This window comes from Allobosea sp. UNC402CLCol (assembly GCF_000745475.1).
Classification (GTDB): domain Bacteria; phylum Pseudomonadota; class Alphaproteobacteria; order Rhizobiales; family Beijerinckiaceae; genus Allobosea; species Allobosea spartocytisi.
In genome coordinates this window covers 889384-914835 of sequence record NZ_JQJJ01000008.1, presented here as the reverse complement: position 1 = coordinate 914835, position 25452 = coordinate 889384, and the positions used below count along the sequence as shown (strand labels likewise).

The window sequence follows — 25452 nt, the reverse complement described above, 5'->3', positions numbered from 1 at the left end:
CGCTTCCCATGTCGGCAAGCGATACACACCGCACCGTCGAGACGGTCTGGCGCATGGAGGCGCCCCGGCTGATCGCCGGCCTCGTGCGGCTGACGCGCGATATCGGCCGCGCCGAGGAACTGGCGCAGGACGCGCTGGTCGCGGCGCTGAAGCAATGGCCGGAAGAGGGCGTTCCCCGCAATCCCGCCGCCTGGCTGATGCAGGTCGCCAAGCATCGCGCGCTCGATGCAGCCCGTCGCGAGGCGATGGCGCGGCGCAAGCAGGAAGAGCTCGGCCGCGATCTCGAAGACGACGGCCCGTCCATGCCCGATCTCGATGCGGCACTGGATGACGAGGTCGGCGACGATCTGCTCCGGCTGATTTTCACCGCCTGCCATCCGGTGCTGTCGCAGGAGTCGCGGGTGGCGCTGACGCTTCGGCTCATCGGCGGCCTGACGACCGAGGAGATCGCGCGCGCCTTCCTCGTGCCGGAGCCGACGATGGCGCAGCGCATCGTGCGGGCCAAGAAGACGTTGAGCGATGCGAGAGTGCCGTATGAGGTGCCGGCCGGGGCGGAGCTCGGCGAGCGCCTCGCCTCGGTGCTGGAGGTCGTCTACCTGATCTTCAACGAGGGCTATGCCGCGACGTCCGGCGACGACTGGGTGCGCCCGGCATTGTGCGAGGAAGCGCTCAGGCTCGGGCGCATCATCGCGGCGCGGGCGCCGCAGGAGCCGGAGGTACACGGGCTGGTGGCGCTGATGGAGCTGCAGGCCTCGCGGCTCCGGGCACGGACCGGCCCGAACGGCGAGCCGATCCTGCTGCTCGACCAGAACCGCGCCCGCTGGGACCGGCTGCTGATCGGGCGCGGCCTTGCTGCGCTGGAGCAGGCACAGCGGCTCGCGGGAGCTTCGCCCGGCCCCTATCTGCTGCAGGCCGCGCTCGCCGCCTGCCATGCCCGCGCCCGTACGGCCGAGGAGACCGACTGGGCGCGAATCGCGGCGCTCTATGCGGTGCTCTCCCGTGTGGCGCCGTCGCCGATCGTGGAATTGAACCGGGCTGTCGCGGTCGCCATGGCGGAGGGGCCGGCGGCGGGGCTGGAGTTGGTCGAGGCGCTGGCGGCGGAGCCCGCGCTCAAGCGCTATCACCTGCTGCCGAGCGTGCGCGGCGATCTTCTGTCCAAGCTCGGCCGGCATCGGGAGGCGGCGGAGGCCTTCGAGCAGGCGGTCGCGCTGACTGGTAACGTCAAGGAGCAGGCGCTGATGGCCGAGCGGGCCGTGAAGGCGCGGGCGGCTGCCGGCTAGTGCCGCGTGCCGCTGGTGAAGGCACCGCAGCGGACCTTCTCGGGCAGAGCCTCGGTGAAGACGGCGGTTGCCTCCTCGCCATAGGTCTCGACCAGGGTGCGCAGGGCCGCGAAGAGCGCGGCGTGGGCCATGGCGTCGGAATCCAGCCCGTCCTGCTGGCCCTCGGCAAAGGCGTCCTCGACATAACCGTAGGCAACACGGCGAGCGTCGCCATGGTCCTCGGGGAGGTTCGGGTCGAGCATCGGGTCGTCTGAAAGGATCGACATCGAGACGGGACTCTGCTGCCTCTGGCTGGAGCGAATCGCGGCGGTTCTGCCCCGGATCGCGACGTTTGATGACGTTCCCGTCATAGGCCGTGCCAGAGCGGCACGCCAGCGTGGTGTTTAGGAAAGGTTAACGCGACCGCAAGAATTCCACCGAACATCGCATTCGTGCAACATCTGTTGCCTATCCGCCATAGCGCCCCGCGAGCATCCGCGAGAGCTGCTGGCCCTGGTCGGCGAGGCGGGAAGAGGCCTCCTGGCTGGCGTCGGTGCAGGTCCGGTGCGTCAGCGAATAGGCCTTGAAGCCGCGGTTGAAGGCGGCCGTCAAGCGGTCCCGCCGCTGCTGCGTGCGGCCTTCGGCGTCGATCAGGGCCGCCATGCGATCGCGCCAGTCCTGGGCCTCCTTGCCGCCGCAGAGTGTGCGCAGATAGGCGAGCGAGCCCATGATCTCGGCAAGCTGGAGGAGCTGCGGCTCGTAGGGCGGACCATCCGGCTCCGGCGGCACGGGCTCGGCCGGTTTCGCGCCCTGTGCGGGTTTTGCTGCCGGAGCGGCGGGGCGCTGCTGGGCGAGAGCCGCCACGGGCGCGACGGCGAGCAGCATGGCGAGCGCGGCGGTGAGCGCCCTCACACCGAGGCTCCCCCGGTGAACAGCTTGTGGGCGCGGCGCAGCACCTCGCCAAGCTCGCGCGTGGTGGCGAGACCGCCGAGGCTCAGCGGATCGGCCCACATCACCGCGCCGGCCTCCGGCCCCGGACGCGGCTCGCCGGAGAGCCATTCGCCGATGAAGGAGGCGACGACGAAATGATGTGTCACGTCGCCCTTGGCATCGCGGCCGAAGATCTCGACATGGCGGTTGAAGCCGAGGATGCGGGCGGTGACGCCGACCTCTTCCTCGAGCTCCCGCAAGGCAGCTTCCTCGAGCGTCTCCCCAGCTTCGACCTTGCCGCCGGGCAGGGACCAGAGCCGGTCGGCCGGAGGCTTGGTGCGGGTCGCCAGCAGCACCTTGCCGTCGCGGAAGACCGCGACGGAGGCGGCCAGAACCGGTCGCGCCGGCGCCTTGCCGACGGCCGGGAAGCGGATGACCTGGCCGTCCCCCGCCGTCATCGGGCGCGGCTCCGGCTCAAACGTGCTGCCCGCCATTGATGTGCAACTCCGAGCCGGTGACGTAGCTCGATGCATCCGTGCAGAGGAAGTAGATCGCCTTGGCGACCTCTTCTGTCTTGCCGAGCCGTTTCATCGGCAAGGTCGCGACGATCTTTTCCGTGCCCGGCGAGAGGATGGCGGTGTCGATCTCGCCCGGCGAGATCGAGTTCACCCGGATCCCGAAGGGCCCGAAATCGGCGGCCATCTCGCGGGTCAGGCTGGCGAGCGCGGCTTTGGAGGTGGCGTAGGCAGCGCCGGCGAAGGGGTGGACGCGCGATCCGGCGATCGAGGTGACGTTCACGATCGCCCCCTTCGCGGCAGTCAATTCGTCGAGGAGCCCGCGCGCCAGCATGATCGGCGCGAAGAAATTGACCTGGAAGACCTGGTGCCAGTCGTTGAAGGAGGTGGTGGCGGCGCCCAGCCGCTCGCCCTTCGACCCCTTGGGCGAGATGCCGGCATTGTTGACGAGCGCGTTGAGCTTGCCGCCCTCGGCGGCGAGGCGCTTCTTGATCTCGGCGATGCCGCGCATCGTGTCCTCGGGGTCGCCGAGATCGATCTGGATGTGGTCGTCGGCCCCCGACGGCCAGGGGCATTTCTCGGAAAAGGCCTGACGCGAGCAGGACAGGATGCGCCAGCCCGCCATGGCGAACTGCATCACGGTGGCATGGCCGATGCCCCGGCTCGCGCCGGTCAGCAGCATGACCGGGCGCTTGCCCGCTTCAGTCTTGGGAAAGTCGAATTTCGGCATCGCCATGGGTCTTGAGTCCTCAAGTGCAGAGGCGTGTCTTCAGGGGTAGAAGCGCGGCATCAAGGGTAGAAGCGCGTCTTGGTCCAGGGCTCGGATGGCGAGGCCCGGCGGAAGATGATGCGGTCGTGCAAGCGGAAGGCCCCGTCGCGCCAGAACTCGATATAGACCGGGGTGATGCGAAAGCCACGCCAATAAGGCGGGCGCGGAATCTCGCCGACGCCGAATTTGAGCGCATAGCTTGCGACGGCCTTCTCCAGCGCGAAGCGGCTTTCCAGCGGGCGCGACTGCTGCGAGGCCCACGCCCCGATTCGGCTGTCGCGCGGGCGGGACCGGAAATAGGCGTCCGATTCGGCATCGGTGACGAGCGCGACCGTGCCGCGGATGCGGATCTGCCGGCGCAGGCTCTTCCAATGGAAGAGAGCCGCGGCCTTGGGCTGGCCGAGCAGTTCCTCGCCCTTCTGGCTCTCGGTATTGGTGTAGAACACGAAGCCGTCCGGCCCATGCCCCTTGAGCAGAACCATGCGGCTGTTGGGCATTCCATCGCCGTCCACGGTGGAGAGCGCCATGCCGGTCGGGTCGTTGGGCTCGGACTTCACCGCCTCGTCCAACCAGCTCTGAAACAGCGCGAAAGGCTCGTTTTCCTCGGTGAAGTCACCGCTCGTTAACGGTTGCACAGTCTAATCCTCAGCAATTGGAAGTGGGCGTTGGGCGAGCGCAAAGTGATCCGGTTTCGGGCGGCTGATTTATATAGGGCAGGGGCGGAGGCGTTCCAAAGCCTTCCTCGCTGCGTGGCGCCCATGCGCTCATGCGTCGCTGCCGTCGCGTTGGGGCTGCTGGCCGCCGGCTGCTCGGTGTCCTTTCCGATTCTCGGCCTGTCGAGCAAGAGCGAGGACGAGGTCGCGACGACCTCCGCCATCCTGCCGAGCCGGGGGCCGGACAAGGCCGCCGGGCTGGGCACCCTCGCCAGCGAGCTCGGTCCCGAGGATCTGCGCCGGGCGGATGGCGCCATGTCGATCGCGCTCGACCCGCAGGGCAATGGCGCCGCCGTCTCCTGGGACAATCCGCAAACCGGCATCAAGGGCTCCTTCGTGCCCGTCGGCGGCCCGTTCCTGCGCGCCGACGAAATCTGCCGGGCCTTCATCGCCAGCGTCCAGACGCAGACCCGGCCGCTCAAGCTGCAAGGCACCGCCTGCCGCCCCTCGGGCGGAGATTGGGCGGTCAAGGACATGGAGCCCTGGAAGGGGCTGGGCTAGAGCATCCGCCTGGGCCATTCGCCTCGGCCGGTAAGGCGGGAGCGGAAGCGTATCCCGCAAGATGTTGCGTACGGGCCACACCATCCCCAGATAAGGCGTAGCGGACGGCTTGCCGGCAGACGGGGCCGTCCTAGTCTTGCGTGGAAACGAGGTTTTTGGATGCGCGATCCGTATCAGGTTCTGGGCGTCGCCCGCGGCGCGAGCGATGCGGAGATCAAGAAGGCTTTCCGTCGCCGCGCCAAGGAGCTGCACCCTGACGCGAACCGGGACGATCCGAAGGCGCAGGACAGGTTCGCCGAGCTGAACACGGCCTATGAGGTGCTGGGCGACGAGACCAAGCGCAAGCAGTTCGACCGCGGCGAGATCGACGGCGAGGGCAAGCCGAAATTCCAGGGCTTCGAGGGGATGGGCGCCGGCCGTGGCGGCCGGGCCGGCGGCTTCGAGTTCAATTTCGGCCAGGGCGCGCCTTTCGGCCGTGGTGGCGACGCCGGATTCGATGCCTCCGACATCTTCTCCTCGCTCTTCGGCGAGGCCGGCCGCCGCGCGCGCGGCAAGGCCGAGCCGCAGAAGCCGCCGGAGCAGAGCTTCACGCTCGAGGTGACGCTGGCTCAGGCGGTCAGCGGCGCCACGCGGCGTGTCAAGCTGCCGGGCGGGCGCGAGGTCGAGATCACCATTCCCGAAGGGGTGAGCGACGGCAAGGTCATGCGCCTGCGCGGGCTCGGCCAGACCGATCCCTATTCCGGCGAGACCGGCGACGTACTGATGACCATCAAGGTCAAGCCCGATCCGCGCTTCACCATCGACGGCCAGGATCTGCGCACGCGCGTCGCCGTGCCGCTGGCCAAGGCGGTTCTGGGCGGGCCGCTGCATGTGCCGACCCTGACCGGCGCCGTGGAAATGACCATTCCGCCGATGACCGGCACGACCAAGCAGTTTCGGCTGCGCGGCAAGGGCCTGAAGGGCGAGAAAGGTGCCGCCGGCGACCTCTTCGTCGCCATCGACATCGAGATGCCGGCGAGCGATGCGGAGCTCTCCGCATTGATGAAGGCGCGCGCCGAGTAACGAGCCGCCAGCCGAAGAAACGGGCCTGGGCGAGGCCCGGTTCGGCCTCGCGGGGCTGCAATCCAGGCGTGGGGACAGCGTTCAAAAGCGGTTTCCACTTCCCCGCGACTGTTCTAAGAGACCTGCTCCTCGTTCATCTGCGGGTCCCCCATGCCTGATTCCAACGCCGTTTCGCCGACCGCCAATCTCCTCAAGGGCAAGCGCGGCCTCGTGATGGGCGTCGCGAACAACCGGTCCATCGCCTGGGGCATCGCCAAGGCAGCGGCGGACGCGGGCGCGGAACTCGCCTTCACCTATCAGGGCGATGCGCTGAAGAAGCGGGTCGAGCCGCTCGCCAAGGAGCTCGGCGGCCATGTCGTCGGCCATTGCGACGTCACCGACGGCGCCACGATCGACGCAGTCTTCGCCGAGGTCGAGAAGCTCTGGGGCAAGCTCGACTTCGTCGTCCACTGCATCGCCTTCTCGGACAAGGACGAGCTCACCGGCCGCTATGTCGAGACCACCGAGGCGAATTTCTCCAAGTCGCTGCTGATCTCCTGCTATTCCTTCACGGCGATCACCCAGCGCGCCGAGAAGCTGATGCCGGATGGCGGTTCGCTGCTGACGCTGACCTATTACGGCGCCGAGAAGTGGATGCCGCATTACAACGTCATGGGCATCGCGAAGGCAGCGCTGGAATCGAGCGTGCAGTATCTCGCCGCCGATCTCGGCCCCTCGAAGATCCGCGTCAACGCGATCTCGGCCGGGCCGATCAAGACGCTTGCGGCTTCCGGCATCGGCGATTTCCGCTACATCCTGCGCTGGAACGAGTACAACTCGCCGCTGCGCCGCACGGTGACCATCGAGGAGGTCGGCGAGACCGCGGTGTTCCTCGTCTCGGACATGTCGCGCGGCATCACTGGCGAGATCATGCATGTCGACGCCGGCTACCATGTCGTCGGCATGAAGGTGCCGACCGCGCCGGACATCTCGCTCGACAAGGGCGAGTGAACCGGAAGGCCGCCGGCCTCTATTGCGCCAGCAATCTCTTCAACCGATCCGTCGCGGCATCGTCGCGGCGGATCGTTTCGTCTGCGATCGCCTCCAGCAAAGTCGCGACCGTTCGCCCGCCGATCAGCTTGGCCGGCAGGATCTGCGCCAGCGGCGCCAGCACGAAGGCGCGCTCGGCGATGCGCGGATGCGGGATCTGGAGGCCGGGCCGGTCGATTGCCGTCTCGCCATAGGTCAGGATGTCGATGTCGAGCGTGCGGGGCCCCCAGCGCTCGCGGCGCTCGCGGCCGCCGGCGCGTTCCAGCTCGAGGCACAGCGCGAGCAGGTCGTCGGCGGTCAGCGTGGTTTCGATCCGCGCCGCCATGTTGAGGAATTCCGGCTGGTCGATCTTGCCCCAGGGCGGGGTGCGATAGACCGGGGAGAGCTGCCCGAGCCTGACGGCCGGATGCCGGCGCAAGGCGATCAGCGACGCGGCGAAGGCCGCGACGGGATCGCCGAGATTGCCGCCGAAGGCGAGTGCGGCTTCAATCGCCACGCCGGAAGCTCAGCTTGACGCCGACCGCGCCCAGCGTCGCCGGAATGGGCGGGGCGGGCTTGCGCAGGGTGACCTCGACGCCTGCGACGGGGGCGAAGGCCTCGAACAGGGAGAGCGCGACGGCGCGCGCGGCGCCCTCCAGCAGATGATAGCGCCGGGCCGTGAAGGCCTCGCTGACGATGGCGACGGCGCGGCCGTAATCGACCGTATCGGCAAGGCGGTCGCTCAGCGCGGCGGCGCGCAGGTCGACATCGAGCACGAGGTCGAGGACGAAGCGCTGGCCGAGCCGCTCCTCTTCCGAGAAGAAGCCGTGATAGGCATAGATATCGAGCTGCTCGATCAGGATGCGGCCGGTCTCGCTCACGGGATCACCTTCGTTTCGTCCGCGATGGCGGCCCAGACCTTGAGCGCGTCGACATGCGGCGCGACGTCATGGACGCGCAGGATGGCGGCGCCGCGGCTGGCGCCGTAGAGATGGGCGGAGAGCGTGGCGGCCAGCCGCTCGGCCGGGACCTTGCGGCCGGTGACGAGGCCCAGCGTCGATTTGCGCGAGGCGCCGAGCAGAATCGGGCAGCCGAGCACGGTCAGCCGGTCGAGCTCGCGGATCAGGTCGAGGTTCTGGCGCGGCGTCTTGCCGAAGCCGATGCCGGGATCGACGATGATCTGGCTGCGCGGCACGCCGGCGGCGGTGGCGATGGCGATGGAGCGTTCGAGGAAGCCGATCACCTCGTCGAAGATATCGAGAGAGCTATCGACCGTATCGCGGTTGTGCATCAGCACCATCGGGGCTCCGGCCCGTGCCGCGACCTCGGCGATGCGCGGATCGCGCCGGCAGCCCCAGACATCGTTGACGATGGAGGCGCCGGCGGCGAGCGCGGCCTCGGCGACCTCCGCCTTGTAGCTGTCGATCGAGAGCGGCACGGCGCTGCGGGCCTTCAGCCCGGCGATGACGGGGAGCACGCGGGCAAGCTCCGTCGCGGCATCGACGGTTTCGTGGCCGGGCCTGGTCGATTCGCCGCCGATATCGACGATCGCCGCGCCTTCTTCGGCCAGCCGCAGCCCGTGCACCACCGCCGCGTCGGCGCTGCCGAGCAGGCCGCCATCCGAGAAGGAATCCGGCGTGACGTTGACGATGCCCATCAGCAAGGGCCCCGCGTCGAGCGCGAGGCGGCGGCCATCGGGGAGAGTGAGGGCAGGGGGCATGGCAGTCCGCGCATTCGGAGCCATAAGGCTCATGCGGCGCCTATACACAGCCTGTTGCCGATCGGCCACCAAAAGCGACGGATCGTCGCGATCGGCCCTGCGCATGGCCGATGGGCGCATTAGGCTTTTGACCTCCCCCGGCGAGGCGTGCAGAAGCCGGGCATGATCCCGCTCTCGCTTCCGCACCGGCTCATTCTTGTCCGCCATGGCGAGACCGACTGGAATCGCGAGGGCCGGCTGCAGGGCGGGCAGGACATTCCGCTTAACGCGCTCGGGCGCGAGCAGGCGGCGGAGGCGGCCGGGCGGCTCAAGGCGCTGGAGCCGAGCTTCGCGACGCTCGACTATATCTGCTCGCCGATGGAGCGGGCGCGGGAGACGATGGACATCCTGCGCCGCGATCTCGGCCTGCCGGCGGGCGAATACCGGGTTGATCCGCGATTGAAGGAACTCACCTTCGGGGCGTGGGAAGGCTTCACCTGGCGCGATATCCGCAAGGCCGAGCGCGAGCAGGCGCATCTGCGCGAGCGCGACAAATGGAGCTTCGTGCCACCCGGCGGGGAGAGCTACCGGATGCTGGCGGAACGGGTGCGGCCGGTGCTGGAGGAATTGCAGCGCGAGACGGTGATCGTCAGTCATGGCGGGGTGGCGCGTGCGGTGCTGGCTCTCGTCGGCGCGGTCTCGCCGCTGAAGGCGTCCATGGTCGAGATCTGGCAGGGCAAGCTGCTCGTCGTCGAGGGCAGCAAGGCCGAGTGGCTCTGAGCCTCGGCTTTACCGCGCCGGCATTCATCACCGGTTCACGGATGATCTGGCACGAGGAATGTGCTAGCAGGGCGCGCGGAGCGGCGGCTTGCCCGGCCGGGGGGCTCGACCGGATAGCGCGGTCATCGGAGCGTCGATTCCGGGTTTGTTTAAAGGTGCGTGGCAAGGTGCGAATGAAGGATGCGGGAGCCGCGCTTCCCGCCCTCCATCCGGGCTTTGAGCGCAGCGGGGCGCCATGAACGATTTGAGCAAGCTGTCGGTGGCGACGGATGCCGCGGCGAATCCACTCGCGATGCTGGCCGGCGAGAAGCGTCCGGAGCTGCTGCGCGATGAAGTGCTCGCCGAGATCTTCGCGGCGACGGTCGCGTCGCGCGCCGAGCATCCCGCCCTGGTCGATGGTGCCCGTCAGCTGAGCTATGCCGAGGTCTGGGCGGCTGCCGGCCGGCAGGCGCGCGGGCTCCACCTCGCGGGCGTTGGCCCCGGCGACATGGTCGGCCTGTGGATGCCGCGCGGCATCGACCTGCTGATCGCGCAGATCGCGATCACGCGTGCGGGCGCGGCCTGGGTGCCGTTCGACGCCGAGGCGCCGGTCGAGCGCATCGCGACCTGCCTGAACGACGCGCAGGCCAAGGGCATCGTCACCTGCGGCGGCTGGGCCGTCCGCGCCGAGGACACCGGCCGCACGATCTGGACGCCCGATGCGCTTGCCGCGGGCGCCGACGGGGTTGAGCCGCCGGCACGCGCCGCCGGGCTGACCAAGGACCACCCCGCCTATCTGATCTACACCTCGGGCTCGACGGGCACGCCGAAGGCGATCGTCATCAGCCACCGCAACATCTGCCATTTCCTGCGCTCGGGGAACGCGTTCTACGGCATCGGCCCCGACGATGTGGTCTTCCAGGGCGCCTCCGTCGCCTTCGACCTGTCGATGGAGGAGATCTGGACGCCCTATCTGGTCGGCGCGACGCTGTTCGTGGCCTCGCCGGAGATGATGGGCGATGCCGAGAAGCTGCCGGGGCTGCTGGAGCAGGCCGGCGTCACCGTCATCGACACGGTGCCGACGCTGCTCGGCATCCTGCCCTCCGACGTGCCGTCGCTGCGCCTCATCCTGCTCGGCGGCGAGGCGCTGCCGCCGGCGATCGTGCAGAAATGGTCGCGACCGGGCCGGCGCATCCTCAACACCTACGGCCCCACCGAGGCCACGGTCGTCGCCACCGCCGCCGAGGTCGTGCCGGGCGAGACGGTCACCATCGGCCGGCCGATCCCGAACTACACGGCCTATGTCGTCAGCGAGGGGCTGCACCTCGTCCAGCCGGGTGAGCAGGGCGAATTGCTGATCGGTGGCCCCGGCGTGGCCAAGGGCTATCATGGCCGTCCGGAGCTGACCGCCGAGAAGTTCATCGCGAATCCGTTCTCCGGAGTCGCCGGCTCCGACGATCCGATCCTCTACCGCTCGGGCGACGCGGTCAGCCTCGATGCCGACGGCAATATCGTCTTCCACGGCCGCATCGACGACCAGATCAAGATCCGCGGTTTCCGCGTCGAGCTTGGCGAGATCGAATCCAAGCTCGCCGACGAGCCCGGCGTGGCGCAGGCGGCTGTCGTGCTGCGCACGGATGACGGCATCGAGCGGCTGGTCGCCTTCGTCGTGCCGGAGCCGGGCATCGCGGTCGATGGGCCGGCGCTCAGGGCCGCGCTGCGCGAGAAGCTGCCGCCCTATATGGTGCCGGCGCATTTCGAGGCCGTCGGCTCGCTGCCGCGCATGGTTTCCGGCAAGGTCGACCGCAAGATGCTGAAGGCGGCGCCGCTCACGGCGCCCAGCGCCGATGGCGAGCAGGAGCCGCCGCGCAACGCCACTGAAGCCGCGCTGCTGGACGCGGCCAAGCGCGTGCTCGGCGCAGCGAGCCTGCCGCTGGAGGCGGATTTCTTCGTCGATCTCGGCGGGCATTCGCTGCTCGCCGCCCGCTTCATCTCGATCGTGCGCGAGACGCCGGCCTATGCCGGCATCACGCTGCAGGATGTCTACGGTGCCCGCACGCTGCGCGCGATGGCCGGGCTCCTCGACGAGCGCGGCGCGGCGGTGAGCGAAGACCTCTCCTTCACGCCGCCGCCCTTCCTGCGCCGCTTCCTCTGCGGGCTGGCGCAGGCGGCGGTGCTGCCGGTCATCATCGGGCTCTCCACCGCGCAATGGCTCGGCGTCTTCGTCACCTATATGATCGTGTCGGGCGAGGATCTGTCGCTGCTCGGTCAGATCGGCGCGCTGCTCGGCATCTATGTCGCGATCATCGTCGTGACCGGGCTCATCGCCATCGCGCTGAAATGGATCGTGCTCGGGCGCACCAAGCCCGGCGTCTATCCGCTCTGGGGTGTCTATTATTTCCGCTGGTGGTTCGCGGCGCGCGTCGCCGGGCTCGTTCATATCAAATGGCTGCAGGGCTCGCCGGTGATGCGCTTCTACTGGCGCCTGCTCGGCGCCAAGGTCGGGCGCGACGTCATCCTCTCCGATTACGAGGCCGGCGCCATCGACCTGATCGAGATCGGCGAGGGCTCGACCTTCGGCACCAAGACCACCTTCGCCAATGGCGAGGCGATCGGCGACAAGCTGGTGATCGGCCGCATCACCATCGGCAAGGACGTCTCGGCCGGCGCCTCCGTCGTGTTCGGCCATGGCGCGGTGATCGGCGACCATGCCGAGATCGCCGATCTCACCGCCATCGCGCCCGGCACCCATGTCGGCGCGGCCGAGATCTGGGACGGTTCGCCCGGCCGCAAGACCGGCATGGTCGATGTCGCCGCATTGCCGCCGCAGGCGCAGGCCTCGCGGGGGCGGCGGGCGCTGATGACGGCCTTCTACATCTTCATGCTGATCGTGCTCCCGCCGGTCAGCCTGCTGCCGATCTTCCCGGCCTTCTGGCTGTTCGACAAGATCGACTACTGGATCGCCGGCTGGACCGACATCAGCTATCTCTGGTTCCTGCCGATCCTGACCTGGCCGACCGCGATCGGCCTCATCGCCTTCACCGTGCTGATGATCGCGGCGCTGCGCTGGGCGATCCTGCCGCGGGTGACGAGCGGCTCCTATTCGATCCATTCCGGCTTCTACGCCCGCAAATGGACGGTGGCGCTGGCCACCGAGGTGACCTTGGAGACGCTGTCGTCGCTCTTCGCCACCATCTATATGCGGGCCTGGTACCGGCTGATGGGCGCGCGGATCGGGAGCGGGGCGGAAATCTCGACCAACCTCTCCGGCCGCTACGACGTGACCGGCATCGGCGCCGGCAATTTCATCGCCGACGAGGTCGTGTTCGGCGACGAGGAGATGCGGCGCGGCTATATGCGCCTCGACGAGACGCGCACCGGCGAGCAGGTTTTCGTCGGCAACGATGCCGTCGTGCCGCCGGGCGCCGTCATTCCGGACCGCGTGCTGATCGGCATCAAGTCGAAGCCGCCGGCGAACGACAGGATGCAGCCCGGCGATACCTGGTTCGGTTCGCCGCCGATCAAGCTGCCGACGCGCCAGAAGGTCGATCTCGGGGCCGACTGGACCTACAAGCCGTCCTTCGCCAAGCAGTTCGGGCGCGGCGTCTTCGAGGCGCTGCACACCTCCTTCCCCTCGATGCTGTTCATCACCTTCGGCACCATCGCGGTCGATATGGTGCTGCAGCAGAAGATCAACGAGGGCGACTGGCTCGGCCTCGTCACCTCTTTCATGGGCGTCGCCGTCGTCATCGCGCTGGTGCAGGCAGTGATCTGCGCAGGCGTCAAATGGCTGATGATGGGCGTCTACAAGCCGGTGATGAAGCCGATGTGGTCCTGGTGGGCGATGCGCACCGAGGCCGTGGCAGTGATGTATTGGGGCCTCGGCGGCAAGGTGCTGTTCGACTATCTGCGCGGCACGCCTTTCCTGCCCTGGTTCCTGATGCTGTTCGGCGCGAAATACGGCAAGGGCGTCTGGCTCGACTCGACGGATATCACCGAGTTCGACTGCATCAAGGTCGGCGACTTCTGCACGGTCAATGCTCATTCGGCGCTGCAGACACATCTCTACGAGGACCGGGTGATGAAGGTCGGCCGGGTCAGGCTCGGCAAGGGCGTCTGCGTCGGCGCCGGCGCGACCGTGCTCTACGACACCCATGTCGGCGACTACGCCCAGATCGGCCTGCTCACCGTGATCATGAAGGGCGAGAACCTGCCGGCGCATACGCGCTGGGAGGGAGCGCCTGCGGTGCCGGCGAAGGCGGCTGCGGGGCATTGAGCCGCTCGCTTCGTTTGACCATGGGTCCCGGCACGGACTAAGACCCTGCGCAGATTTCGCGCAGGCTCCCATGTCGCATAACAGCTTCGGCCATCTCTTCCGTGTCACCACCTTCGGCGAGAGCCATGGGCCAGCCATCGGCTGCGTCGTCGATGGCTGCCCGCCGCTGATTCCGCTGACGGAAGCCGATATCCAGGGTGATCTCGACCGGCGCCGGCCCGGCCAGTCGCGCTTCACGACGCAGCGCCAGGAGCCGGACCAGGTCCGCATTGTCTCGGGCGTCTTCGCGCGTGAAAGCGACGGCGTGCAGGTGACGACGGGCACCTCGATCGGGCTGATGATCGACAATGTCGACCAGCGCTCGAAGGATTATTCCGAGATCAAGGACAAGTACCGGCCCGGCCATGCCGACTACACCTATGACGTCAAATACGGCATCCGCGACTATCGCGGCGGCGGTCGCTCCTCGGCGCGCGAGACGGCGATGCGCGTCGCGGCCGGCGCCATTGCCCGCAAGGTCGTGCCGGGCATGGTGGTGCGCGGCGCCCTCGTGCAGATGGGGCCGCACAAGATCGACCGCGCCAATTGGGATTGGGAGGAGGTCGGCCGCAACCCGTTCTTCTGCCCGGATGCAAAGGCCGCCGCCTTCTTTGAGAGCTATCTCGACGGCATCCGCAAATCCGGCTCCTCGATCGGCGCCGTGCTGGAGATCGTGGCGGAAGGCGTGCCGGCAGGGCTGGGCGCGCCGATCTACGCCAAGCTCGATTCCGAGATCGCGGCCGCGCTGATGAGCATCAACGCGGTGAAGGGCGTCGAGATCGGCGAAGGCTTCGGCGCCGCCGAACTCTCCGGCGAGGAGAATGCCGACGAGATGCGCGCCGGCAATGACGGGCGCCCGCTCTTTCTCTCCAACCATGCCGGCGGCGTCCTCGGCGGCATCTCGACCGGCCAGCCGATCGTCGCGCGTTTTGCCGTGAAGCCGACCTCCTCGATCCTGGCGACGCGCGCGACCGTGACGCGGACCGGCGGCGAGGCCGAGATGTTCACCAAGGGGCGCCACGACCCCTGCGTCGGCATCCGCGCCGTGCCGGTGGGCGAGGCGATGGTCGCCTGCGTGCTGGCGGACCACTATCTGCGCCATCGCGGGCAGGTCGGCGTGGTCGAGCCGCGCTGGCCGTTTCAGGAATGACATCGCCGTCATTCTCGGGCGAAGCGAAGCGCAGACCCGAAAATCTCTGGCCGAAAGGGGCTCTGGTACGAGAGCCTTCCTCGTCATGAGATGCTCGGGGCAAGCCCGAGCATGACGCGGCGGAGAACTTGCATTTCAGCAATACTGAAAATGCAGCACTCATTCATTGCAGATGAAGCGTCGGCGTATTAGCTTGCCGGCATGAAGCTCGACGCCTGGCTCCGGCAGAACAAGATCGCGCGCAGCGCCTTTGCCAAGCAGGTCGGCCTGTCGCCGGCCAGCGTGACGGCGCTGTGCAACGATCCGGCTGCCTGGATCTCGCGGGAAAGCGCCGAGCGTATCGCCGCCGTCACGGGCGGCTCCGTTACCCCCAATGATTTCCTCGGCCTGTCCGGGCCGCGCGAGGCTGCCATGTTCAACAATGTCACTGAGACCATCGAAGCCTTCGCCCGCGGCGAGATCGTCATCGTCACCGATGACGACGATCGCGAGAATGAGGGCGACCTCATCGTCGCAGCCTCGCTCTGCACGCCGGAGAAGATGGCCTTCATCATCCGCAACACCTGCGGCATTGTCTGCGCGCCGCTGACGGCGAGCGAGGCGCGGCGCCTGCGGCTCGACCCGATGGTCTCCTCGAACGACGCGCCGCTCGGCACCGCCTTCACCATCACGGTCGACGTCAAGCATGGGCTGACCACCGGCATCTCGGCCGAGCAGCGCACCAACACGGTTCGCGCGCTTGCCAATGGCAATATGGGCGCCGCCGATTTCGTTCGGCCCGGCCATGTCTTCCCGCTGATCGCCAAGGATGGTGGCGTGCTGATGCGCTCCGGCCATACCGAAGCCGCCGTCGACCTGTGCAAGCTCGCCGACCTGCCGCAGGTCGGCGTGATCTGCGAGCTCGCCAATGACGACGGCACGGTGATGAAGGGCGCGCAGATCGCCGCCTTCGCGCAGAAGCACGGCCTCAAGCAGATCACGGTCGCCGATCTGATCGCCTATCGGCAGTTGCGCGAAAAGCTGGTCGAGCGGGTGCATTCCTTCCCGGTCAAGACCGCGTTCGGCGAGATGACTGGCCATGTCTACATCACGCCCTTCGACGACACGCAGCATTTCGCCTTCGTGATGGGCAAGCTCGGCGATGGCGAGAAGGTGCCGGCGCGGCTGCATCGCGCCGATGTCGTCGCCGATGTGCTGGGGGGCGCGAGCTCGATCCAGTGCGCATTGCGGCGCTTCCAGCAGGACGGGCGGGGCGTGCTGATCTATCTGCGTGACGGCACCGCCGGCGTGCCGATCAAGAGCGTCGAGGAGGAAGGCTCGGACGCGCTGCGCAGCCAGCAATGGCGCGAGGTGGGCCTGGGCGCGCAGATCCTGCGTGATCTCGGCGTCGCCTCGATCGTCAACCTCGCCTCCTCGCCGCGCTCCTTCGTGGGTCTGAGCGGTTTCGGTATCGAGATCGCGGATACGCAGCCGCTGGAGTGAAGGCGCGCAGCCATTTTGGCCGTCATGCCCAGGCTCGACCCGGGCATCTCGAGACGAGATGGGCCCGTGCCGGACACACTTCCGGAAAGAGATTCTCGGGTCCGCACGCGGCCCGAGAATGACGGCCGGAGGCTGCCGGACGGGGAGCTTCGTCAGCTCCCCATTAGCGCGCCGACATGCGCGGCCGTCGATGTCGCCAGGCCCTCAAGGTCGTAGCCGCCTTCCAGGATGGAGACGAGGCGGTCGTTCGCGTGCCTGTCGGCGAAATCCATCAGCTTCTGCGTCGCCCAGGCGAAATCGCCCTCGCGCAGGTTGATGTTGGCGAGCGGGTCGCGCCAATGCGCGTCGAAGCCGGCGGAGACGATGACGAGATCGGGTCGGAAGGCCTCGATCCGCGGCAGGATTGCGACCTCGAAGGCCTCACGGAATTGGTCGGAGCCGTCGCCGGGAGCGAGCGCGGCATTGACGATGGTGCCGTGGCTGCCGCGCTCGGATGGGGCACCGGTGCCGGGATAGAGCGGCATCTCGTGCGAGGACGCATAGAGCACGCTGGCATCGTCCCAGAAGATGTCCTGCGTGCCGTTGCCGTGGTGAACGTCCCAGTCGACGATGGCGACGCGTTCGGCGCCATGGACCTTCTGCGCGTGCCGGGCCGCGATCGCCGCACTGTTGAAGAAGCAGAAGCCCATGGCGCGCTCGCGCTCGGCATGGTGGCCGGGCGGGCGCATGGCGCTGAAGGCGTTGCGCGCCTTGCCCGACATCACCTCGTCTACCGCCATGACGGCGCCGCCGACGCCGCGCAAGGCAGCCTCGACCGTGCCGGGTGACATGGTCGTGTCGGCGTCGAGCTGGACGAAGCCCTCCTGCGGGGAGGCGTCGAGGATCGCCTGCACATAGGCCGGCGGGTGGCAGAGCGCCACTTGATCGATCGTGCCGAGTGGCGCCTCGAGGCGAATCAGCGGCGCGAATCGCTCGGCTTCGAGGGCGCGCTCGATCGCCCGCAGGCGGTCGGGCCGTTCGGGGTGGCCCGGGGGCATGGCATGGAGCAGGCTGGCGGGGTGGGTGATGAGGAGGGTCGTCAAAGGTCTCTATCCGGTGGCGGCGCCATTCAAGCGCAAAACCGTGACCACTTTGCCACGTTCATCGCTGTTGCGGCCGCCATGTCCGGAACAAGATTGCGCCATGCCCGTTTGGAGCCTAGTTCTGCGCGCGACCATCGCTCCCTGCGCCTTGCAGGCCAAGCATCGGCGATACGAAGCGTTAACGTTTGATTCATCATAAAGGCTGCCTGCGGGTCGCTCGGGTGGGGACTATGAAGAAGACCGTTTTCGTTGCCTTGGCGCTGTCGGCCCTTCTGGGTGCCTGCCAGTACAAGAGCGTCGCCGCTCCGGAGCTCTCCGCCCGCGATGCCGAATATATCGCGCTGGTTCCGAAGTTCGACACCTATCTCCCCTATCTCCCCTACGAGATCAGCGATCCGACCGGCCAGCCGCCCGGCACGATCTACATCGATACCAAGGAAAAGTTCCTTTATCTCGTGCTGCCGAACAAGAAGGCGATCCGCTACGGCGTCGCCACCGGCGACGAGGCTTATGGCTGGACCGGAGAGGCCGTGGTGCAACGCAAGGCCGAGTGGCCGCGCTGGACGCCGCCGGCCGAAATGGTCAAGCGCTGGCCGCATCTGAAGCCCGTCGCGGGCGGCATGACCGGCGGGCCGGAAAATCCGCTCGGCGCGCGCGCGCTCTATCTCTACCAGAACGGCCACGACACGCTCTATCGCATCCACGGCACCAACGAGCCGGAGACGATCGGCCGTTCGGCCTCCTCCGGCTGCATCCGGATGCGCAATATCGACGTGATCGACCTGTTCAACCGCGTTCCGGTCGGCGCCAGGGTGGTTGTGATCTGACGCTCCGCGGCGATCGCATTTTCGATGGCGGGTGCCTGTGGCGCCCGCCATTTTTGTTTTCAGCTCCTGCCGAACAGAAAAAGACCGGCGGGAGAGGCTCCGCGCCGGTCAGTTTATTGGGTCAAAAGAGAGTCTCGAAACAGGAGGTCTCAGTCGTCGAAACCGTGGCGAAGGACGCCGGGCAACTCTGCCCTGCGCTCATCATCCAACTTCCTCAACGCAGGTGAGCTCTGCCGGGTTCCGGCCGCAACGGCCTGAATCGCGATCGGGCGGAAACGCGATGCATAGGTCTCACGGGCGGAGGCGTCGTGAAAGCCCTTGCGAGATTGGGTCTGGGAACGCGCGTCGAGGTGAATCATGGCTCCTGACTTCACTGATGGTCCGATGTCGAAAGGCTTTCGCCTGCCGACACAAGGGAGCCTGATGCGGGATCGGGACGGCGGCAGGGCGCGATCGTGATCCATTCAAGGCAATTTGTGCCGGCTCATCACATTCGGCCATATTGCTGAACGAATCGGAAAGGGCCGGGCGCTTGGCGCCCGGCCCTTTGCTGTTTGTCGCGGAGCCCGAGTCGTCAGGCCGCCAGCAGCCCTTCGCCCTTGGCCCAGGCCAGGGTCTTGTCGAGGGCGCGCTCGCAGCGGTCGAACATCTCGTTGATCTCCGCCTCGGAGATGACGAGCGGCGGGCAGAAGGCGAGACGGTCCCCCATGGCGCGGGTGATCAGGCCTTCCTGCAGCGCGAAGGAGACGGCCTTGGCGCCGACACCCTTTTTGACCTCGAAGGAGGCCTTGGTCTGCTTGTCCTTGACCAGCTCGGCGCCGCCGATCAGGCCGACGCCGCGCGCCTCGCCGACGAGGGGGTGCTCGGCAAGCTTGTCGAGGCGGCGCAGGAAGGTCGGAGCGACCTTGGCGACGTGGTCGACGATCTTTTCGCGCTGGTAGATTTCCAGCGTCTTCACCGCGACGGCGCAGCCGACCGGGTGGCCGGCATAGGTGTTGCCGTGGCCGAAGGTGCCGATCTTGCGGCTCTGATCGACGAGAACGTCGTAGATCTTGTCGTTCATCATCACGGCGCTGAGCGGGAAATAGGCCGAGGTGATCTGCTTGGCGAGCGAGATCGAGTCGGCCGCCATGCCGTAGGTCTCGGTGCCGAACATCTTGCCGGTGCGGCCGAAGCCGGTGATGACCTCGTCCGAGATGAAGAGGATGTCGTATTTGGCGAGGACGGCGTTGACCTTCTCGAAATAGCCCTCCGGCGGGATGATCGCGCCGCCGGCGCCCATCACCGGCTCGGCGATGAAGGCGGCGACCGTGTCCGGCCCCTCGCGCAGGATCATCTCCTCGAGCTCGGCGGCGAGGCGCGAGGAGAAGTCCTGCTCGCTCTCGCCGGGCTCGGCGAAGCGGTAATGGTGCGGGCAGGAGGTGTGCAGGATGCCGGGCAGCGGCAGGTCGAAATCGATATGGTTGTTCGGCAGGCCGGTCAGCGACGCCGAGGCGACCGTGACGCCGTGATAGCCCTTCAGCCGCGAGATGATCTTCTTCTTCTGCGGGCGGCCGAGCGCGTTGTTGAGATACCAGACGATCTTGACCTGGGTGTCGTTCGCATCCGAGCCGGAGGCGCCGTAGAACACCTTGGAGATCGGGACCGGGGCGATCTCCTTCAGCTTCTCGGCCAGCTCGATCGCCGGGTCATGGCTGCGGCCGCCGAAGATGTGCGTGAAGGGCAGCTTCTTCATCTGCTCGTAGGCGGTCTCGATCAGCTCCTGGTTGGAGTAGCCGAGCGAGGTGCACCAGAGCCCCGCCATGCCCTCGATATATTCCTTGCCGGTCGAATCGTAGACGTAGATGCCCTTGCCGCTTTCCAGCACCAGCGGGCCGTTCTCGCGGTGCGTCGCGAGATTGGTGTAGGGATGGACGAGGGTCTCGATGTCCCTGACGGCGACGTTCGACAACATGATGGGGCTCCCGGTCCCTGTTGAGAATACTTGCCACCATACGCCTGAATGTCCGCAAATGTTGAGCGATTTCGGCGCAGGGGACCGCAGACTCTGCTGCAATGCGCCCGGCGGCGTAAAGGCCTGCGGCGCCGGCGCGTGAACCGCGCCTCAGCGCGCGAGCGGTGGCGGGGTGAAGCGGCTTCCGGCCTCTTCCAGCATCGCGCCGACGGCGATCGCGGTGCGGTCTTCCCCGAAGGGCGCGATGATCTGGACGCCGAGGGGCAGGCCCTCACGCGATTGCATGACCGGCGCGCAGAGCGCCGGCAGGTCGGCGCCGGTCGCCGGCGCAGCCCAGAGCAGGAAATCGAGATAGGGGCGCGGCTCTCCGTTCACGATCAGGCGGCGGGCATGGATGTCCGGGCCGTGATCGTGCGGGATCGCGGCGACCGGGGCAGGTGGGCAGAGCACGACGTCATAGCGCGTGAAGAAGCGGGCCCATTGCCGCTTCTGGGCAAGCCGGCGCTGGGCGAGCTGGTGGTAGAGGCCGGGCGTCATCCGGGCGCCGCGCGCCTGCAGCGCCTGATGCGAGAGGTCGCCCGGGCTGAAGCGCGAGGCCTGCGCCTGGATGCGGGCGCGGACCTTCGGCGGCAGGCCATAGGCGACGACGGCGTGGTTCAGCAGCGCGTAGACCTCGAAGGCATCGGCAAGGCTGACCGAGGGCCGGGCCGTCTCGTCGATGATGGCGCCGCCTTCGGCCAATCGGCGAGCGGCCTCGCGCACGGCCTCGGAAACCTCCCGGTCGACCGGCGCGAAGGGATCCTCGGCCCAGAGCGCGACACGCAGGCCCTTGGCGCTTCGGGCTCGCGGCTCCGGCAGGGGCGGGCAGGCAAGCGCGACGTTACGCGGACCGGCGATCACCGGCAGGATGAGGTCGAGGTCCTCGGCCGCGCGCGTGATCGGCCCTGCGACCATCAGATCGACATTGCGTGCCGTGCGCCGTTCGGGCGGCGGCGGGATCGCACCCCAGGTCGAGACCAGCCCCCAGCTCGTCTTCAGGCCGAAGACGCCGCAGGCATGGGCCGGCCAGCGAATCGAACTGCCGAGGTCGGAGCCGAGCTCGAAGGCGCTCATGCCGGTCGCGACCGCGACCGCCGCGCCGCCGGAGGAGCCGCCGGGAGAGCGGGCCTCGTCCCAGGGGTTGTTGGTCACGCCATGGGCGGGATTGTAGCTCTGGAAATCACCGGAGAAGACCGGGACGTTGGTCTTGCCGATGATGACGGCGCCGGCGGCGCGCAGCCTTGCGACTGCCGCGGCATCCTCGGTCGGGACGCGCTCGCGATAGGCCGGCAGACCGCCGGAGGAGGGCAGACCGGCGACGTCGAAGGCGTCCTTGATCGTGATCGGCAAGCCCTCGAGCGGGCGCGCGGAGCCGGCGGCGATGCGGGCATCGGAAGCCTTGGCCATGGCGCGGGCCGCCTCGCGATCCTCTGCCACCACGGCATTGAGGCGCGGGTTCAGCGCGTCGATGCGGGCGAGGCACGCCTCCAGCAAATCGGCGGCGCTGAAGCGCCGGGCCAGAAGCGCCTTGCGCAACGCGGTCGCGGATGTGGTCAGGTCGATGGTGGCAGGCACGGCAGCAACCTCACGCGGCATCCTCGGGGCGTATCGTCAGGGAGCATCCGCGGCGCGGGCGAGATCGCGCCAGAGCACGATGAGGCGGTCGAGTTCGGAGAGTTCTTGCGGCGCGAGCTTGCCCAGCGTGCTCGCGACGAAATCGCGCTGGATGGCGATCCCCCTCTCGGCGAGGCGGCGGCCTTCCGGCGTCAGGTGCATGGCGTAGGAGCGCCGATCGCCGGCGATGGCGCGGCGCTCAACCAGTCCGGCCTGCACCAGCCGGTCGACCAATCCGGAGACGTTGCCCTTGGTGACGTAGAGCCGTTCGGCCAGCTCGCTCTGGCTGATGCCTTCCTGTTCGGTCAGCGTCGAGAGCAGGTCGAATTGCGGAATCGAAAGGCCGATGGTGCGGATGCGCGCCGTGATCTGCGTCAGCATGCGCTGATGCAGCCGCATGACGCGGAACCAGACGCGGTCGGCCTCGGACGAGGCTTGCGGCACGGGCTTGGTCGCTGACAAAAAAGCATACCCCGACGAATGACGGATCAGACCTAAACCATCTCGACCGGTCAGGCGAGATCGCCATGCGTCTTACCTTACGCAAAGTGGGGGGCACGCTCCTGGGTGCTGCACCGGACCGGGCGTCCGAAGGGCTCACTTCACTTTCCGCGGAAGCCGTCGCTATCCTGCTGGCAAAACAGATGACGCCCGGGAGAAACGACCATGCTCGGCCTGATGCAGAACTGGCCCCTTCTGCTCCATCGCATCATCGACCATGCCGCCATCCAGCACGGCACGCGCGAGGTCGTCACCCGCGCGGTCGAGGACGGGACGCTCCGGCGCCGTCCCTATGCCGAAATCAGGAGCCGCGCGCTGCGAGTGGCCAAGCGCCTGCAGCGCGAAGGCATCGGGATCGGCGACCGCGTGGCGACGCTGGCCTGGAACAGCGACCGCCATCTCGAGCTCTGGTATGGCATCAGCGGCATCGGTGCGATCACCCACACGGTCAATCCGCGGCTGTTCCCGGAGCAGATCGCCTGGATCGTGAACCATGCCGAGGACCGGCTGATGTTCCTCGACCTGACCTTCGTGCCGATGATCGAGGCGATTCAGGAAAAGCTGCCCAGCATCGCTCGCTTCATCATCCTCACCGATGCGGCTCACATGCAGCCATGCACGCTCAGGGGCGCGGTCGCCTATGAGGACTGGCTGGCCGAGGCCGACGACGATTTCGTCTGGGCGGATTTCGACGAGAACACCGCGGCCGGGCTCTGCTACACCTCGGGCACGACCGGCGGGCCGAAGGGCGTGCTCTATTCGCACCGCTCGAATGTGCTGCACGCGCTCGCCTGCGCCGCGCCGGATTATATGGGGCTGTCGTCGCGCGACACGGTGATGCCGGTGGTGCCGCTCTTCCACGCCAATAGCTGGTCGCTGGCCTATTCGGCGCCGATGACCGGGGCGAAGCTGGTGATGCCGGGCGCGAAGCTCGACGGTCCCTCGCTGCATCAACTGCTGGAGGATGAGGGCGTGACCATGACCGCGGCGGTGCCGACGGTCTGGCTCGGGCTTTTGCAGCATCTGGAGGCGACGAACGGCAAGCTTTCGACGCTGAAGCGCGTCGTCATCGGCGGTTCGGCCTGCCCGCGCGCGATGACCGAGGCCTTCGAGCGCAAATACGGCGTCACCGTCGCCCATGCCTGGGGCATGACCGAGATGAGCCCGCTCGGCTCCTTCTGCTCGGTCAAACCGGTCTATCAGGAGCTCGAGGGCGAGAAGCTCTACGATCTCAAGGTCAAGCAGGGCCATCCGCCCTTCACGGTGGAGTTCCGCCTCACCGACGATGCCGGGCGGGACCTGCCCTGGGACGGCAAGACCTTCGGCCGGCTGAAGGTGCGTGGCCCGGCCGTGGCCGGCGCCTATTTCAAGCGCGATGAGGAGATCCTCGACGATCTCGGCTTCTTCGACACCGGCGATGTCGCCACCGTCGATCCCGCCGGCTACATGCAGATCACCGACCGCTCGAAGGACGTGATCAAATCCGGCGGCGAGTGGATCTCCTCGATCGATCTGGAAAACCTCGCCGTCGGCCATCCCGACGTGGCGGAGGCGGCGGTGATCGGCGTCGCCCATCCGAAATGGGACGAGCGGCCGCTGCTGGTGATCGTGCCGAAGGCGGGCCGCGCGCCGAGCAAGGACGAGATGCTTGCCTTCATGACCGGCAAGATCGCAAAATGGTGGCTGCCGGACGATGTCGTGCTGGTCGAGGCCATTCCGCATACCGCAACCGGCAAGATCCAGAAGACGGCGCTGCGCGAGATGTTCAAGGATTACCGGCTGCCGGGGTGACATCGAGAACATGCTGTTTCGAGCGAAACAGCATGTCGTCCCGGACGGAGCGAAGCGGAGATCCGGGATCCATGCCCGAACCTTCCCGGAAGCACTCCGGCATGGATCCCGGGCCAAGCCCCGGATGACGGAGAGGTCCTACGTAAAAATCGGAAAGCTCCGGCGATTGCTGGAAACGAAAACGGCGCCTTTCGGCGCCGTTTGTGTTTGTGACGGAGCGCCTTGAAGGCCGGGCTCCCTCAGAACTCTTCCCATCCGGTGTCGATGGCGCGTCCATTGGCGACCTTGCGGGGGGCTGGGGCGGTCCGGGACTGGACGAAGGCGGCCTCGGCGAGCTGGCGCAGCCGCGCCGGCTCGGGCGCGGTGGCGGCGGCAGCCGGAGTGGGCCGGGCCGGGACGGCAGGGGCCGCCTTCGCCGGGCGGGCGGGCGCCGCCGCATGGGCTTGCGGAGAGGCGGGCTGCCCGGCCGCCTCGCGGCCGGTGCGGAAGGTCGCGACGAGGTCGTTGAGCTGGCCGATCCGGCCCGAGAGCGAGCCGGCCGAGGCCGCGCTCTGCTCGGCCAGCGCCGCATTGGCCTGCGTCATCTCGTCGAGATGCGCCACCGCCTGGCTCATCTCGTCGATGCCGTTGGCCTGCTCGCCCGCCGCCGCCGAGATGTCGGCGATGGTGGCGGCGACCTTGCGCGAGGCTTCGAGGATGCGGGCCAGCTGGTCGCCGGCCTGGCGCACCAGCTTCACCCCGGCGCCGACCTCGTCATTGGAGGAGGAGATCAGCCCGGAGATGTCCTTGGCCGCCTCGCCCGAGCGCTGCGCCAGGGTGCGCACTTCGGAGGCGACGACGGCGAAGCCCTTGCCGGCCTCGCCGGCGCGGGCCGCCTCGACCGCGGCGTTGAGCGCCAGCAGGTTGGTCTGGAAGGCGATGTCGTCGATGACGCGGATGATGTCGGAGATCTTCTGCGAGGCGCTCTCGATGCGGGCCATGGCCTCGACCGCCTGGCCGGCGATGGCGCCGCCGGACTGGGCGGCCTGCATGGCCTCGTCGGCGATGCGGGCGGCATCCTTCGAGGCCTGGGCCGAGGCCTTGACGGACGCGGCGAGCTCCTCGGTCGTCGCGGCGGTCTCTTCCAGCGAGGAGGCCTGCTCCTCGGTGCGCTTGGAGAGATCGTCGGCGCCCATATTGATCTCGCGGGCGGCAAGCCCGACATCGGCCGAGGTCGTCTGGATCGTCGCGACCGTGGCCGAGAGGCGCTCGACCGTCTCGTTGATCGCGCCCTTGAGATCGGCGAAGCGGCCGCGATAGCCGCCCTCGACCTGCCGCGTCAGGTCGCCGCCCGCCACCGCCTGCAGAACCCCGGCGAACTCCGTCGTCGCTCCGTCCACCACGCTGTTGATTTCGTTGATGCCGGCGACCAGCCGCTGCATCTGCTCGTCGGCATCGTCGATCTGGAGCCGGGCCGAGAAATCGCCGGCCGCCGCCGCCGCG

24 protein-coding genes are annotated in these 25452 nt (G+C 68.0%); 10 read left to right on the top strand and 14 right to left on the bottom strand.

Annotated features, from left to right (window positions below; translation table 11 throughout):
* The first annotated feature begins 8 nt into the window (after positions 1-8).
* On the top strand, positions 9-1280 hold the full coding sequence (locus tag GY40_RS06375; protein WP_038359569.1) for an RNA polymerase sigma factor: 1272 nt from the start codon (positions 9-11) through the stop codon (positions 1278-1280).
* Here GY40_RS06375 and GY40_RS06370 read toward each other — a convergent pair.
* The 5 genes from GY40_RS06370 to pdxH form a co-directional block, all read right to left on the bottom strand.
* Entirely contained in the window at positions 1277-1522 is a 246-nt protein-coding gene (locus GY40_RS06370) for a hypothetical protein (RefSeq protein ID WP_038360309.1), read from the bottom strand. The genes GY40_RS06375 and GY40_RS06370 overlap by 4 nt on opposite strands.
* 205 nt (positions 1523-1727) lie before the next feature.
* On the bottom strand, positions 1728-2171 hold the full coding sequence (locus tag GY40_RS06365) for a TIGR02301 family protein (protein WP_248311099.1): 444 nt from the start codon (positions 2169-2171) through the stop codon (positions 1728-1730).
* Positions 2168-2647, bottom strand: a complete 480-nt coding sequence (locus tag GY40_RS06360) for an NUDIX hydrolase (protein WP_051987629.1) — start codon at positions 2645-2647, stop codon at positions 2168-2170. The genes GY40_RS06365 and GY40_RS06360 overlap by 4 nt, the downstream gene beginning before the upstream one ends.
* 16 nt (positions 2648-2663) lie before the next feature.
* A complete protein-coding gene (locus GY40_RS06355) occupies positions 2664-3440 on the bottom strand; it encodes an SDR family NAD(P)-dependent oxidoreductase (RefSeq protein WP_051987570.1) in 777 nt (258 codons plus the stop codon).
* A gap of 53 nt (positions 3441-3493) precedes the next feature.
* On the bottom strand, positions 3494-4108 hold the full coding sequence (pdxH, locus tag GY40_RS06350; protein ID WP_038359567.1) for a pyridoxamine 5'-phosphate oxidase: 615 nt from the start codon (positions 4106-4108) through the stop codon (positions 3494-3496).
* Positions 4109-4231: 123 nt separating this feature from the next.
* Between pdxH and GY40_RS06345 the strand changes: the two genes are divergently transcribed.
* The 3 genes from GY40_RS06345 to fabI all read left to right on the top strand — a co-directional run bounded on the left by GY40_RS06345 (position 4232) and on the right by fabI (position 6739).
* The gene (locus GY40_RS06345; RefSeq protein ID WP_038359565.1) at positions 4232-4687 is read left to right on the top strand and encodes an RT0821/Lpp0805 family surface protein; all 456 of its coding nucleotides are present in this window, start codon (positions 4232-4234) and stop codon (positions 4685-4687) included.
* A gap of 159 nt (positions 4688-4846) precedes the next feature.
* The gene (locus GY40_RS06340) at positions 4847-5749 is read left to right on the top strand and encodes a DnaJ C-terminal domain-containing protein (RefSeq protein ID WP_038359563.1); all 903 of its coding nucleotides are present in this window, start codon (positions 4847-4849) and stop codon (positions 5747-5749) included.
* Between the two features lie 150 nt (positions 5750-5899).
* Positions 5900-6739, top strand: coding sequence for an enoyl-ACP reductase FabI (fabI, locus tag GY40_RS06335; protein WP_038359560.1), 840 nt, complete (start codon positions 5900-5902; stop codon positions 6737-6739).
* 19 nt (positions 6740-6758) lie between these two features.
* Here the strand turns inward: fabI and folK are convergent, their stop codons facing one another.
* From folK to folP, 3 genes are read right to left on the bottom strand one after another with little or no spacing between them, the layout of a single operon-like run.
* Positions 6759-7274 (bottom strand): 2-amino-4-hydroxy-6-hydroxymethyldihydropteridine diphosphokinase, encoded by a 516-nt coding sequence (gene folK / locus GY40_RS06330; protein ID WP_051987569.1) that lies wholly within the window; start codon positions 7272-7274, stop codon positions 6759-6761.
* Positions 7264-7638, bottom strand: a complete 375-nt coding sequence (folB, locus tag GY40_RS06325; protein ID WP_038359558.1) for a dihydroneopterin aldolase — start codon at positions 7636-7638, stop codon at positions 7264-7266. Before folB ends, folK begins: the two co-directional genes overlap by 11 nt.
* Positions 7635-8477 carry a dihydropteroate synthase gene (gene folP / locus GY40_RS06320; RefSeq protein WP_038359556.1) on the bottom strand — a complete coding sequence of 281 codons (843 nt, stop codon included), beginning with the start codon at positions 8475-8477 and terminating at the stop codon, positions 7635-7637. The genes folB and folP overlap by 4 nt, the downstream gene beginning before the upstream one ends.
* 162 nt (positions 8478-8639) lie before the next feature.
* Here folP and GY40_RS06315 point away from each other — a divergent pair, with 162 nt between their 5' ends.
* The 4 genes from GY40_RS06315 (at position 8640) to ribB (ending at position 16162) form a co-directional block, all read left to right on the top strand.
* Positions 8640-9236 (top strand): histidine phosphatase family protein, encoded by a 597-nt coding sequence (locus tag GY40_RS06315; RefSeq protein WP_038359554.1) that lies wholly within the window; start codon positions 8640-8642, stop codon positions 9234-9236.
* A 235-nt stretch (positions 9237-9471) separates the two neighbouring features.
* Complete coding sequence (locus tag GY40_RS06310; protein WP_038359552.1) at positions 9472-13491, top strand: Pls/PosA family non-ribosomal peptide synthetase; 4020 nt, start codon at positions 9472-9474, stop codon at positions 13489-13491.
* Between the two features lie 70 nt (positions 13492-13561).
* Complete coding sequence (gene aroC, locus GY40_RS06305; protein WP_038359550.1) at positions 13562-14680, top strand: chorismate synthase; 1119 nt, start codon at positions 13562-13564, stop codon at positions 14678-14680.
* 201 nt (positions 14681-14881) lie between these two features.
* A complete protein-coding gene (gene ribB, locus GY40_RS06300) occupies positions 14882-16162 on the top strand; it encodes a 3,4-dihydroxy-2-butanone-4-phosphate synthase (RefSeq protein WP_038359548.1) in 1281 nt (426 codons plus the stop codon).
* Positions 16163-16314: 152 nt separating this feature from the next.
* On the opposite strand, the gene GY40_RS06295 is transcribed toward ribB, so the two are convergent.
* Positions 16315-17244: a histone deacetylase family protein gene (locus tag GY40_RS06295; RefSeq protein ID WP_038359546.1), complete on the bottom strand. Its 930-nt coding sequence runs from the start codon at positions 17242-17244 to the stop codon at positions 16315-16317.
* A 230-nt stretch (positions 17245-17474) separates the two neighbouring features.
* On the opposite strand from GY40_RS06295, the gene GY40_RS06290 reads away from it, so the two are divergent.
* Positions 17475-18071, top strand: a complete 597-nt coding sequence (locus GY40_RS06290; RefSeq protein WP_038359545.1) for a L,D-transpeptidase — start codon at positions 17475-17477, stop codon at positions 18069-18071.
* Positions 18072-18220: 149 nt separating this feature from the next.
* Here GY40_RS06290 and GY40_RS06285 read toward each other — a convergent pair whose 3' ends face one another.
* The 4 genes from GY40_RS06285 to GY40_RS06270 form a co-directional block, all read right to left on the bottom strand.
* Positions 18221-18430 (bottom strand): hypothetical protein, encoded by a 210-nt coding sequence (locus GY40_RS06285; RefSeq protein WP_038359543.1) that lies wholly within the window; start codon positions 18428-18430, stop codon positions 18221-18223.
* A 215-nt stretch (positions 18431-18645) separates the two neighbouring features.
* Entirely contained in the window at positions 18646-20025 is a 1380-nt protein-coding gene (locus GY40_RS06280) for an aspartate aminotransferase family protein (protein ID WP_038359542.1), read from the bottom strand.
* A gap of 150 nt (positions 20026-20175) precedes the next feature.
* Positions 20176-21639 carry an amidase gene (locus GY40_RS06275; protein ID WP_197062702.1) on the bottom strand — a complete coding sequence of 488 codons (1464 nt, stop codon included), beginning with the start codon at positions 21637-21639 and terminating at the stop codon, positions 20176-20178.
* A gap of 36 nt (positions 21640-21675) precedes the next feature.
* Positions 21676-22077 (bottom strand): MarR family winged helix-turn-helix transcriptional regulator, encoded by a 402-nt coding sequence (locus GY40_RS06270; RefSeq protein WP_081925238.1) that lies wholly within the window; start codon positions 22075-22077, stop codon positions 21676-21678.
* A gap of 267 nt (positions 22078-22344) precedes the next feature.
* On the opposite strand from GY40_RS06270, the gene GY40_RS06265 reads away from it, so the two are divergent.
* Complete coding sequence (locus GY40_RS06265) at positions 22345-23970, top strand: long-chain-fatty-acid--CoA ligase (protein WP_038359537.1); 1626 nt, start codon at positions 22345-22347, stop codon at positions 23968-23970.
* A gap of 239 nt (positions 23971-24209) precedes the next feature.
* Here the strand turns inward: GY40_RS06265 and GY40_RS06260 are convergent, their stop codons facing one another.
* Complete coding sequence (locus GY40_RS06260) at positions 24210-25391, bottom strand: methyl-accepting chemotaxis protein (RefSeq protein WP_156115884.1); 1182 nt, start codon at positions 25389-25391, stop codon at positions 24210-24212.
* Positions 25392-25452 lie beyond the last annotated feature (61 nt).